Source organism: Bacteroidales bacterium (assembly GCA_023229505.1).
In the GTDB taxonomy this organism is placed as follows: Bacteria; Bacteroidota; Bacteroidia; order Bacteroidales; family JAGOPY01; genus JAGOPY01.
The window spans coordinates 1-11,976 of record JALNZD010000065.1 but is presented as its reverse complement, the minus strand read 5'-3'; the positions used below and the strand labels follow the sequence as shown (position 1 = coordinate 11,976).

Below are 11,976 nucleotides of genomic sequence, written 5' to 3'. Positions count from 1 at the left end.
AGCATCTTGGTTTGTGGTTTTGGTTAACAACAAAGCAGATGCTTTTCTCTTTTGGTTTCAGCCTATCAAGCAGGTTTTTACAAACATGTCATTGTTAAATTCATTTATAAAAATTACCGGAGTATTGTAAGATATGATCTGACAAAATAAAAAAAGGCAGTAATAGCAAACAGGGAGTAAACATGGCTAAATCCCGCGTCATAATTAGTATAATGTGTTACGGCAGTAGCAAGGACTAACAATAATTGAGACAGGATTATGGTGTTCCTTTTTATATCAAACAGTTCAAGCAATTTTTTCAGGAAGAAAATACTGAGAAATAAATAAAAAACCGTTGCATAAAAAACAGCTTTTTGAAAAGGTTTTTGATAACCATCATTGTTATTTCCTTCAAGGTCTGCTGTTAAGTAAGTATATGTAAAAAAAGGCAACTGCAAAACGGCTGTTCCACAGGCATATTTATTTACTTTAAAGTCACCAAAATCCACATACAATTTAAGGGACTTTATTCGATCATAAAGTATGGAATCTTTTTGGACAGGAATATCTTTTCTTATAAGATCATGATGTATGAAAAGCGAAGGTAAATAATCATAATAGCCTACTCCATCTGCTTTTATAGTCTTATCAACATTGCCAATATAATTATTGATTAAAAAAATAAAAATGAAAATAATAAGAATCTCATTTATAATCGATTTCAGGATCAGTTTGATATTCTTCACTTTATACAATTTATCGCCATTGGTGTGCACAATTGATGCAGATATTTTACGCTGAGAGTAATTCCCTGTAAATCTCAAAGTTTTCCTCGTCAAAACATACAAAAATTACTTTTTCTATGTGTGTTTCTGCTGCCTGGTATTGCCTGACAGTTGTCACTGCTATCCGGGCAGCCTGTCGTTTTGGGAACCTGTAAACTCCTGTACTTATATTTGGAAAGGCAATGGATTTCAGTTCCAGTTCTTCGGCTATTTTCAGGGAGTTCAGATAGCAATTTTGCAGCAGTTCTTCTTCTCCTGAACCACCGCCGTTCCATCCGGGGCCAACGGTCAGTCAGAGCCCGCAATTTCGCTTTCTCTAACCTGGTTTATTATTTCCATACCTGAAATTATTAAATTATTCTAATTCTTCATCATGCGTCAAAGACGCGCACTTGGAATTTAGCTTGAAATTGCATCGCGTGCCAAGAATTTACATCGCTAAATGTTTAAACGCCTCATATACGAGAAAGGCCGGCCATACAAGCGCTTTTAAAAATCCAACTACCCCCATCCAGAAGCCGGTGGCAGTTGAAATAAAATATACGGCTGAACCGATCAAGCCAAAAGCATAAACCGCACCTGAAGGTGCACTGGTTTGAATTTCATTTTTCATGTTTTGTTCCTCCTTTATTATTTGATTAATTTCTGATGCAGCGAATTTCTGAAAAAATTTCGGGATTTTTATTTCATTTGAAAGATTTATTGGAAATAAAAATTAAAATTGCACCCATTTGGCGCGCGATTGTGTCGAGTGCCGGTATTTATCTCGTTTAAAACGAGTTGTTTTTAAGCACGCGTCACAGACGCGCAGTTGCTGTCGGGCGCGTTTGCTCAGATATTTATTTAATTTGAATGCAACCTTTTTATACAAATTAATGTCTATTTAATATCTGTTTTCCAGCTGTTTATATTAAATAATGTATCTGGTACATTCTAATATGCCTGAACATGATTGCCCTGATATTTTCGATTCTGTTTAGCGGGCTATTTTTATCTAATCCTGCAGCTTCACCTCCCTGCGATCCCCCGCAAATTGTTTATTCGACCTGTGGTGGCGGAAATGTCATCATTAATTTTCAGACTACATCACCTCCCTCCTTGCTGGGATTCAATTTTTATCGAAATGGTGAATTTTTAGAATACTTACCACATACCGGCGATTCGGTTTACACTCATTATTTTACAAATCAACCCCCCGGCATCCATACTTATTGTATTACAGCGGTCTGCGATTTGGCATACAATGGATATCCCGGTGAAACCATCGAATCGGAACCTGATTGTGAAATTGTCAGTTGTATTTATGGATTTGATCTGCCGTTTGAGGAAAACTGGAACCTGGGATCATTCTCGACCAGCGATTGGGTAATAAGTTCAGATAATTGGATAATTTCTGTTGATACAGGAAATAGCGCTCCTTCAGCCGTATTCGAACCTGAAATACCTTTGACGGATTATGTTGAGTCGCTGGAAAGCTATTACCTCAATGCATTCGGTATGACCGAAGGCTATATCTTTCTCGGATATGACTTGTACTTATCATCCGCAGATAGTTCCGGAACCGAACATTTTATCGTCCAGATCTGGGACCATCAATCCGAAGAATATTCTACAGTCCAGGATTACAGCAACCAAACCGGATCATTTGGGTGGACCAGGGATACCATTAATATCAATGCATTTAGTATGAACAAAGTGTTCAGGATCAGATTTGTCGCCCAGGGTGAAAATTCTTCGCATATTCATTACTGGGGAATTGATAACATCTCTGTTTACCGGGAATGTTATCCTCCGCCCTACAGCCTGGGGTCATATCTCTTGAACGATACTTGTATAGTATTGGAATACAATGAAAATGATCGGCGGGAGCTGGTTGATATAATAACTTATGTCCAAAAGGATGGTGAATTTATTGCCATGTATTCACTCAGTGATCCCATACCCAATCCCTATTGTGTAAATGAATCCGGAGAGTATTGCTTCTTTATGTCAGCCTATTGGGCTTCTGAAAGTGATATTTGTGAAAGTGGTTTTACAGAGCCAACCTGCCAGCAGGTGAATATAAATTCTTTAGACGAAATGACAAATTCACCAATATCGGTTTTCTATAATCCGGTATATGAAATTGTAAGTGTAGAATCCCGGGAATCCATCGACCAGCTGGATATTTTCGATTTTTCCGGACGATTTGTGTGTTCTGTATCTCCTGGCACTGCTTATTTTAACAAAGATCTGTCTCACCTCAAACCAGGACTTTACCTGATCAGAATAAAGATTTCAAAACAAACTGTTACCCGGAAATTAATCATAAATTAAGGGAACATGTAAATGAGCGGGCTGTAAAAACCCTATTTTTACCCGGATTTTTTAAGGATTGAAACGGCTTTTCAAACAACTGCTCAAATATATCTTTCTCCCGATCGGTGCGGCCATCGGGTTGGTAGCGGCTATTCTTTACCTGACACAAGAGATAAAAGAATCGCCCCGGTATATTAGACGCCATGCATTCCCCGCCGACAGCCTCTTCATCGATCTCGACAAGATCACTATGGCTAAAAAAGCGAAGGTCATCGACAGCGTCTTCAGCACAATGCAGATCAAAGCCGGCTTTAACGGATGCGTCCTATACGGGGAAAAAGGGCGGCTGGTTTTTAAAAAGGCTTACGGTTATGATGATTTTAAGACAAAAAAGCGCCTGACGGTTTCTTCCGCCTTCCAGCTTGCTTCCGTGTCGAAAATGTTCACCGCCATGGCCATCATGATCCTGAAAGAGGAAGGACTGCTGGATTACGATGACAGCGTCAGGCAGTACATTCCCGAGCTGCCTTACCCTGGCATCACCATCCGCCACCTGCTGAACCATCGTTCCGGGTTACCTGATTACATGCATTTTTCCGACAATTACTGGGATCAAACCAAACCACTGACCAATGAAGATATGATCAGGATCATGGCCGACTATCAACCGCCGCGGTATTTTTCGGCCGGGAATGGCTTCGATTACTGCAATTCCAACTATGCCCTCCTCGCATCGGTGGTTGAAAGGATCACTAAAAAACCGTTCGACCAGTTTATAAGGGAAAAGATATTTGACCCATTGGATATGGGAGATTCCTTCATCTACCACCTTGAAGAAGGGAAGAAAATCCCGCAATACGTGCAGGTGGGAATTGCCGGCCACCGTCCCAGCCGGGGTATGCCGAGGGAGGAGCTAAACCATTACCAGAACGGGGTCGTGGGCGATAAAGGAGTTTATACTACCGTGGAAGATCTCTTTAAATGGGACCAGGCACTCTATAAGAGCTTGCTGGTCAGCGAAACCACACTTAATGAGGCTTATACCGAAGGAAGCCCGCGGTTCTCCAAGTGGCGCGACAATTACGGTTTCGGCTGGCGGATCAAGGCCGTCCGGGTCAATACCGTTTATCATTTCGGGTGGTGGAAAGGTTTCCGCTCCTACTTTATCCGTGATCTCGACCAGGAAAAAACAATTATCGTGCTTACAAACACAACCCGCTCCCTTTCTTCCGGGGCGCTGTATGATGTTCTGGACGATAAAAAGTATGAACTCGGGCCTATTTGCCCGTATTCTCCAACAGGAAAAGTGAAAAGGAGAATTATTAATTAGGGTAAAACGAGTTTGAACCCTATTCCATGCACGTTCAGCAGCTCTACTGACGGATCTTCCTTCAGGTATTTCCTCAGTTTGGTGATATAAACATCCATGCTGCGGGCATTGAAATAGCTGTCATCCTGCCAGATACGGTTCAGTGCCACGCTGCGGTCGAGCACGTCGTTGGCGTTTTCGCATAAGAGGCGCAACAGCTCCGCCTCCTTGGAAGTCAGCTTGTTTTCTCCGCCAGGGGTGTTCAGCAATTGCCTGTTGTAATCGAAAGTCAGCTTGCCGAGCTTGTAAACAGAGGATTTGTTTTCAGTGTCTTTCCCTTCATTCACCCGCCTGAGGATGGCTTTCATGCGCATCAGCAGTTCTTCCATGCTGAACGGTTTAGTGAGGTAATCATCACCACCCAGCTCAAAGCCCCTGATCTTGTCTTCCTGCAGGGACTTGGCCGTCAGGAAAAGGATCGGGATGTGTTTATCGAGCTTGCGGATTTCCTGGGCCAGCGTGAACCCGTCTTTTACCGGCATCATCACATCAACGATGCAAAAATCAATCTTCTTCTTGTTAAAAATGTCAAAGGCTTCTTTTCCATTGATACAAAGTGTAGTATGATACCCTTTGGCCTCCAGGTAAGCTTTCAGAACAGCACCCAGGTTCTTGTCATCTTCCGCCAGTAATACTTTCAGCTCTTTGTTTTCCATATTCAATTATTTTCGATGATTATGAGGCAGGAATACCTCGAACTTAGTCCCTTTTTTCAGCTCGCTTTCCAGCTTTATGCTGCCACCATGGCTTTCCACGACTGTCTTGACATAGCTCAAACCCAACCCGAATCCTTTAAAATTATGAATATTGCCTTCCGGGACCCGGTAAAGCTTGTCGAATATCTTTTTCTGATCGGCCTTGCTGATCCCGATGCCGTTATCCTGGAAAGAAAGCACCAGCCCGTCAGCCGCATCCCTGGTTGCCACAATGATCTGCGGCCTGACAGGGGTGTATTTGTTGGCATTGTCCAGCAGGTTTTGCACCACGTTGACCAGATGCATGCGGTCGATTTCAACAAAACTGTTCTTAGCCTGGAAATCCTTGACGATCTTGCCGTCTTTGATCTCGATCTGGATGCCTATGTTGCGGATTACTTCCGTCAGTACCTCATGCAGGTCCGTCAGTTCCCTGTGAAGCACAAGGTCGCCTTTTTCCAATGCAGCCGATTGCAGGATCCGCTCCGCCATGAGACCCAGCCGCCTGTTCTCTTCGCTGATGATGTTGATATATGTATGGTAAAGTTCGTCCGATTTCTGGATGTCTTTATCATTCAACGCCTCACAGGCTAAGGAAATGGTCGACACCGGCGTCTTGAATTCATGCGTCATGTTGTTGATGAAGTCGGTCTTGAGTTCTGAAAGTTTACCCTGGCGGAAAAACATGATAAGAGTATAGATAAAGGATAAAATAATGATGATGACAAGCAGAATGGAGATGATCACAAGTGGCCAGACCTGGCCGAAGAGATATTGTTTTTCTTTAGGAAAATAAAGCAGCAGGAAATCAGGATGGGTATGCATGTCATCGGGAAAAAGTTCGAAATGGAAGCTTAGCTTTGGATCTCTAAGTGCCGTTTTATGAAAAGAAATATCATTTACCGTTATTTCATCCCCAAACGGATTAAAAACCCCAAACTCCCATGTCATGTTCATGTTGCGCTGCTTGAACTCGTCGGTCAGCAATGAATCCAAAGTCCTGAGGTCGATCTTTCTCCTGGTATTCCGGTCATCCATACTGAACATCCTGTCTTCCATCAGTTCCCGTGCTATGAAAAACTTGTTGAAGAATATTTCCAGATCCTTCCGCGTTGTGATAAGCTGCATTTCCCTGAGCATTATCTGGTTGATGGAATCAACAGCCTTTATCGTCGAATTGATATTTCTTCCCATTAGTTCCGGCTCCTGAAAACGCTTGACTATTTCCATTTTTTCCATCGTGAGGATTACCTTAAGTGAGGCTTCGTTGACCGTGCTGACGAAATTAGCCTGCTTGACCTTAAAAGCGCTGTAAATCCAATAACCCTGGATGATCATCAGCCCGGCCAGGGCGATGGAGAGCATTACGACGGCAAAGATGATCATCCGTTGCTTCATGAGGCAAAATTACTGAATTATAGAGTAATAGCCGGGGGTTTAACATATTTTAACTTTCCTTAAAGTTCATTAACATTTGGGGCAGATTTTGTGTTATATTTTTGTATCATACAATCCAGACAAATGAATCACTGGGTTATGTATTGCGCGAGTAAAGTCTGATTCATAATTTTGGTTTTTGGTCTATTGGGGGATGCGGCCCGTCGATTGACGGGCTGTATCTTTTTTAGGCCCCCATTATTTATTACTTTTGCCCTGTAAAAAAATTAATTTCATGACACATATCAGTATAGACCTGAGTAAGCTTTACAGCTTTGTCTCTGATGAAAAGATTAATAGTCTTCAGAACGAAATCGATCTGCATTACCCGTCACTTTGGACTAAAACCGGCAAAGGAAATGAATTCCTGGGCTGGGTGGACCTGCCTTTTCAATTTGATAAGGATCTTTTCCGGAGGATGGAAGAAGATGCTGCCCGTCTGCGTGAAAATTCGGAAATATTCGTGGTTATCGGGATCGGTGGATCTTATTTAGGCGCCAGGGCAGTCATCGAAGCGCTGGGGCACCAGTTTTACGACCTGCTGGATAAAAAGAAGTATCCCTATATCGTATATGCGGGCCATCACCTGAGCGAAGATTACATGGCCGAACTGCTGGAGATCCTTGAGCACAAGCATTATTCCCTGGCCGTTATTTCGAAATCCGGCACCACCACCGAGCCCGCTATTGCTTTCCGGATCCTGAAAAACCACCTCGAAAAGAAGTATGGCAAGGAAGGGGCGAGAAAACGCATCATCGCTATTACCGACAAGCAGAAAGGGGCCTTGAAAAGCCTGGCCGACCGTGAAGGTTATCCCACTTATGTTGTGCCGGATGATGTTGGCGGCCGGTATTCCGTGCTGACACCGGTTGGCCTGCTGCCCATAGCTATGGCCGGTTTCGATATCAGGAAACTGGTCGAAGGCGCGGCCGATATGGAAGTTTTCGCCCGCCGGTATAATACTATCGCGGATAATCCAATAATGGCTTATGCCGCAGCACGCAATGCCCTTTACCGAAGCGGCAAGACCGTCGAGATCCTGGTGAATTATCTTCCGAATCTGGCTTTTTTGACGGAATGGTGGAAGCAGCTTTATGGCGAAAGCGAAGGCAAGGAAGGAAAAGGCATTTTCCCCGCCGGCGTGGGCTTCACTACCGACCTCCATTCCATGGGACAGTTTATCCAGGAGGGCGCGCGGATCATGTTTGAGACCGTGCTTTCGGTTGAGAAAAGCCGGCATAAGCTCACCATCCCGCGTGCCGACGATGATGCCGACGGGTTGAATTACCTTGCCGGGCAGGAGATCAGGCATGTGAACCGGATGGCAGAACTGGGTACGTTAATGGCCCATGTCGATGGAGGCGTGCCGAATATCCGGATACAGGTTCCGGAGATCAATGAGTATAACCTCGGCCAGTTGATCTATTTCTTCGAGCTGGCCTGCGGCCTCAGTGGTTACCTGCTCGGTGTAAATCCTTTTGATCAGCCAGGCGTGGAAGCTTATAAAAAGAATATGTTTGCCCTGCTTGGGAAACCTAAGTAGCAGTTGGAAATCATTTATTAACCACAATAGGCACAATAGAACACATAGAAAAACACATAGACCTATTGTGTCAACCTATGTGTTCTATTGTGTCTATTGTGTTGAAAAAAATAACTAGATGGAAAATCATTCATTTCTTGCACTTGTAACGAAACGACAAAGCGTCCGTAAGTACGACAACCGTCCGGTTGAACCTGAAAAAGTAAAGCGTTGCCTTGAAGCTGCACGCCTGGCTCCATCGGCCAGTAACAGCCAGCCCTGGAAATTTGTCGTCGTGGATGATCCGGAATTAAGTAAGAAAGTAGCCAAAGAAACCTTCGGGCCACTATCCACTTTCAATACTTTCGCCGGACAAGCCCCTGTTATCGTCGCTATCGTCATTGAAAAAATGAAGACCATCACGCAGATTGGAGCTTATCTGAAAGACAGGGAATTTCCCCTGATCGATATAGGCATTGCTGCGGAGCATTTCTGCCTCCAGGCTACTGAGGAAGGCCTGGGAACCTGCATGGTAGGCTGGTTCAACGAAGAGCCCATCAAGGATCTTCTCAGGATACCAAAGCACAAGCGGATCGGGCTGCTGATCACACTGGGATATTTCCCGGAGAATTATCCGCTGCGCAAGAAGAAAAGGAAGGGACTTGAGGAAGTGGTGAGCTATAATAGATATTGAGCCAATTTTCAATTAACTATCTTTGCGGCAAATTAATTAATAATGGAAAACCAGGTAAAAAAACTGCATTACGATGAACTCCTGGAAATCCTTCGTCAATACGATACGGAATCCATCTTTGATAAAGTAAATATGATCCCCGACAGCGAGGATCTCCAGGAAGCTATCTCAGAATATATCAACCTTCGCTCATTTGTCAGACGCTCAGTGCTCGGCATCGATATTTACCGTTATGGCCTTTATAAACACTTCGAGCAGGTGCTCATCCCGCCCCTGTTCAAGATCCTGTTTGAAAAAGCGATCCGGCTTTGCCTGGAAAACAACCAGTTCATCTTCCAGCGCTATACCAAGGAAAAGATCGAGAAATCATTCATCAGCACCGGCGACGGCGGGTTCGTGATCTTCGATACCCCTCTTCATTCCCTTTTCTTCGCCATCAATTTCGAAATGGTGATCAGGGCTTATAATTCCTATCATCTTTACCCCAAGCTACGGAATATCATCGGCAGCCTAAGCCTGCGCTATGCCGTCAGTTACGACACGATCTTCCATTTCGACAACAATTTTTATGGAAGCGCCATCATCAACAACGCCCGTATACTCGATAAAGATACCCTCAACCGCTGCCTCATCGACCAGCAGACCTACGACTGGTTCCTGATCAGCATCGACGGGCTCGAGAACCTCCAGGTGCTTACTATAGATGAAATCGCAAATATTTACGATTTTCTCGATTATGACCGGAAATTTCTCACCGAAGGGGAAAATGAGATCCTTGATAATAATACCTCGCGCCGGTCAGGGATTATCAATTCAGATATCCTGAAAGTCGGGCAGATCCAGTCTAAAGAATCATTGATCAATATCTACAACCTTCACCTGCAGGTAACTATGAAAATCTTTTCCGACCGGAAAGTGGAAAGCAAACGGACGATCACCGTTAGCCTTGGGAATCTCAATACTTCAGGGATCTGAGAATATTATTTCTTCTTTAAAACAATCTTCCGCCAGTTAACATTTTCCCACGCTGTCAGCATTGAACGGAATTCATCCATATTATCGGAAGTGATCACGTCATGTGAATTTTCAAAGGAACGTACAATGGTCACCGTCTGCCCTGACTGTGAAATATGGATCTTGAGCTCACCCAGCACATTTTTAATTTCCAGGTCAACCGGAGGTGTAAATAATTCGTATTCAGCCGGGATTTCTATCTTGTATTTATAATTTTCCCAGAGTTGATAATCGAGTTTGACGGGTGTCGTGCCAGATCCGCTGAACTGGCCCAGGTTCCATGCATCAAAACCGGTTTTGTACCTGGGAAGTTCGAAAAAGACAAAGCCGTTGTAATCTGTTTTTATGATTATTGGTATAGTGGTTATTAGTGACTTGGATTTAAGTTCGGACAATTGTTTAAGCTCTGTCTTATCAATTTGCGCAGAAGTAATATCCCCTGCAAGTAAATTTTTCACATAAGAAGAATCCTTCCTGAGCCGGAAATACGGGTTCACGATGCCTTCCAATTCCAATTCCATCTCACCACCTACCGTCTTATCGTCATACAGTCTTATCTTCGCCTCCATCTGCAAAAGATTGGTCTGGGGCTTTTCCTGGAATGTCCGCATCGATTCAATGGCCCCGTCAAGCTGGATCAAGGTTTTATCGAGCACATCGTAGATCAGGTTCTGGGATTGTTTCTGGATAACTGAAAGATATATCCTCCCGGTTTCTTTCGGGTTGACCTGGACCAGATAGCTGTCGAACACGGCCAGGTTGCCCATTTCACGGCTAAACCATCCGTTAGGCACCGTTGCTACAGGACAGGCATTGATATTGGCCATTTTCAGCATTTCGGACAGTAATATGGCTTTTTCAAGACCGTTCGCGTTTGCACTTTGCCAAACCTCAGCGGGCGTACGGACGCGGTAACCGGTGTAAACCAGCGGTATATCGGCCAGCTTCACTTCATCGATCACTACCTCCTGCAAAGTGAGGATGATGTCGAGATCGTTCTTTTTCTCTTTGGTCACGGATTCAACACGCCGGCTGATCTCAGGACTAACCGAACTTTTAAATGCCGGCTGGTTGACAAAAGAAAAATAAGCCCAGGTCATATCTTTGGCTGCACTGAAAATAAGATTCGCTTTCCGCTCCGGATCCTGGTTGGCAGACCGCGGCAAGGCCTGCACATTCCTGAAGTTCCAGAGATAAGTTAGTTGTCCGGCAAGCTCGGTGATGTCCGGGGCGGTACGGCTGTTCAGCAGCCTGTACTGGAGATTCAGGATCTGGGGGATCCGGATGATGATGCTCAGGTCTTTAACAGGGGCATTCTCCCCGATTTCTTCCATCCCAAAGAAAAACGGCAGAAATCCCTTCGCGGTCTGGATCGTATAGTCGAGGGTGATCACGCAGCCTCTTTCCGTACCGGTATGCGTCACCACCATCTCCCGGAGGTGGTTATAAGCCGCTACATCCCTGGCAAAGCCCGGCAGGACTTCATTAAAGGCATTTTCCGGTGCTATGACCTTTTTCCCGTCGGCCATCACGGTATAGGCTTCATTAATCTTCAGCTTCTGGTATTCGGGATTATATACGATAAAAGTCTCGCCGTACAGCCGCTGGAAAGAGAAGTAGGTCAGCAGTTTTAATTCTTTCCGGTAATGGTAGTCATAGCTTCCATCTTCATGAAGGATATATTCCTTGACTACTTTGATGTATTCGGCATCCTGGTTTTCATTCTGTGCCTTTAGCACAGGTATGGATACTAAAAAAAATATAGCCAGAATAATGACAAAATAGCTTTTCTTCATAGGGTTTCAGGTGTTAATTATGAATTATTGGTATATCATTATTTAAAATCTTCTGTTTCTGATTAAATTTCCTTATCCCCTACGGGGAATTTATTCTAAATTTTATATCATTCTTCTACTACAAAACTTTATCCCCTACGGCGAATTCTGCATAGCAGATAAAGTTTTGTAGAATAAAAGTTGCCCTATAATCCATATACTTCGTAGAGGTTTAACAATTAATTATTCATTTTTCTATGCTCTGTCCTCTTGGATAACGCCTTAATGACCACCTCTTATATAACTTCTTTTTTCAAGCAGCTTCAAGTTGAGCGATTCTCTTCTTTAGTTGATTGATTTTCTTTTCTTTATATTTTTGTTGATAATCATCCAAGGCCTTGGGGTTAA

At 43.8% G+C, this 11,976-nt stretch carries 10 protein-coding genes; 5 read left to right on the top strand and 5 right to left on the bottom strand.

The features are described from left to right. Positions 1–113: 113 nt before the first annotated feature. Together M0Q51_16125 and M0Q51_16120 are read right to left on the bottom strand one after the other, a co-directional pair. Positions 114–725, bottom strand: coding sequence for a hypothetical protein (locus tag M0Q51_16125; protein MCK9401506.1), 612 nt, complete (start codon positions 723–725; stop codon positions 114–116). A 469-nt stretch (positions 726–1,194) separates the two neighbouring features. Further along, positions 1,195–1,377 carry a hypothetical protein gene (locus tag M0Q51_16120; GenBank protein MCK9401505.1) on the bottom strand — a complete coding sequence of 61 codons (183 nt, stop codon included), beginning with the start codon at positions 1,375–1,377 and terminating at the stop codon, positions 1,195–1,197. A gap of 335 nt (positions 1,378–1,712) precedes the next feature. Between M0Q51_16120 and M0Q51_16115 the strand changes: the two genes are divergently transcribed. Further along, complete coding sequence (locus tag M0Q51_16115; protein ID MCK9401504.1) at positions 1,713–3,080, top strand: T9SS type A sorting domain-containing protein; 1,368 nt, start codon at positions 1,713–1,715, stop codon at positions 3,078–3,080. Between the two features lie 58 nt (positions 3,081–3,138). Then, positions 3,139–4,392, top strand: coding sequence for a beta-lactamase family protein (locus tag M0Q51_16110; protein ID MCK9401503.1), 1,254 nt, complete (start codon positions 3,139–3,141; stop codon positions 4,390–4,392). Here the strand turns inward: M0Q51_16110 and M0Q51_16105 are convergent. Continuing rightward, a complete protein-coding gene (locus M0Q51_16105) occupies positions 4,389–5,087 on the bottom strand; it encodes a response regulator transcription factor (GenBank protein ID MCK9401502.1) in 699 nt (232 codons plus the stop codon). The genes M0Q51_16110 and M0Q51_16105 overlap by 4 nt on opposite strands. Before the next feature lie 6 nt (positions 5,088–5,093). Further along, a complete protein-coding gene (locus M0Q51_16100) occupies positions 5,094–6,524 on the bottom strand; it encodes a HAMP domain-containing histidine kinase (protein ID MCK9401501.1) in 1,431 nt (476 codons plus the stop codon). Between the two features lie 274 nt (positions 6,525–6,798). Here M0Q51_16100 and M0Q51_16095 point away from each other — a divergent pair, with 274 nt between their 5' ends. The 3 genes from M0Q51_16095 (at position 6,799) to M0Q51_16085 (ending at position 9,754) form a co-directional block, all read left to right on the top strand. Continuing rightward, positions 6,799–8,106: a glucose-6-phosphate isomerase gene (locus M0Q51_16095; GenBank protein ID MCK9401500.1), complete on the top strand. Its 1,308-nt coding sequence runs from the start codon at positions 6,799–6,801 to the stop codon at positions 8,104–8,106. Positions 8,107–8,224: 118 nt separating this feature from the next. Then, positions 8,225–8,779, top strand: coding sequence for a nitroreductase family protein (locus M0Q51_16090; GenBank protein MCK9401499.1), 555 nt, complete (start codon positions 8,225–8,227; stop codon positions 8,777–8,779). A gap of 42 nt (positions 8,780–8,821) precedes the next feature. After that, positions 8,822–9,754, top strand: a complete 933-nt coding sequence (locus M0Q51_16085; protein MCK9401498.1) for a hypothetical protein — start codon at positions 8,822–8,824, stop codon at positions 9,752–9,754. 5 nt (positions 9,755–9,759) lie between these two features. On the opposite strand, the gene M0Q51_16080 is transcribed toward M0Q51_16085, so the two are convergent. Next, positions 9,760–11,589 carry a DUF3857 domain-containing protein gene (locus M0Q51_16080; protein ID MCK9401497.1) on the bottom strand — a complete coding sequence of 610 codons (1,830 nt, stop codon included), beginning with the start codon at positions 11,587–11,589 and terminating at the stop codon, positions 9,760–9,762. Between the last annotated feature and the right edge of the window lie 387 nt (positions 11,590–11,976).

What these genes read in the sequence shown, in the direction of transcription:
- M0Q51_16115 (MCK9401504.1), top strand. Translation starts at nt 1,713, where the DNA reads ATGATTGCCCTGATATTTTCGATTCTGTTTAGCGGGCTATTTTTATCT.
- M0Q51_16105 (MCK9401502.1), bottom strand. Translation starts at nt 5,087, where the DNA reads ATGGAAAACAAAGAGCTGAAAGTATTACTGGCGGAAGATGACAAGAAC.
- M0Q51_16090 (MCK9401499.1), top strand. Translation starts at nt 8,225, where the DNA reads ATGGAAAATCATTCATTTCTTGCACTTGTAACGAAACGACAAAGCGTC.
- M0Q51_16080 (MCK9401497.1), bottom strand. Translation starts at nt 11,589, where the DNA reads ATGAAGAAAAGCTATTTTGTCATTATTCTGGCTATATTTTTTTTAGTA.
- M0Q51_16095 (MCK9401500.1), top strand. Translation starts at nt 6,799, where the DNA reads ATGACACATATCAGTATAGACCTGAGTAAGCTTTACAGCTTTGTCTCT.
- M0Q51_16100 (MCK9401501.1), bottom strand. Translation starts at nt 6,524, where the DNA reads ATGAAGCAACGGATGATCATCTTTGCCGTCGTAATGCTCTCCATCGCC.
- M0Q51_16120 (MCK9401505.1), bottom strand. Translation starts at nt 1,377, where the DNA reads ATGAAAAATGAAATTCAAACCAGTGCACCTTCAGGTGCGGTTTATGCT.
- M0Q51_16085 (MCK9401498.1), top strand. Translation starts at nt 8,822, where the DNA reads ATGGAAAACCAGGTAAAAAAACTGCATTACGATGAACTCCTGGAAATC.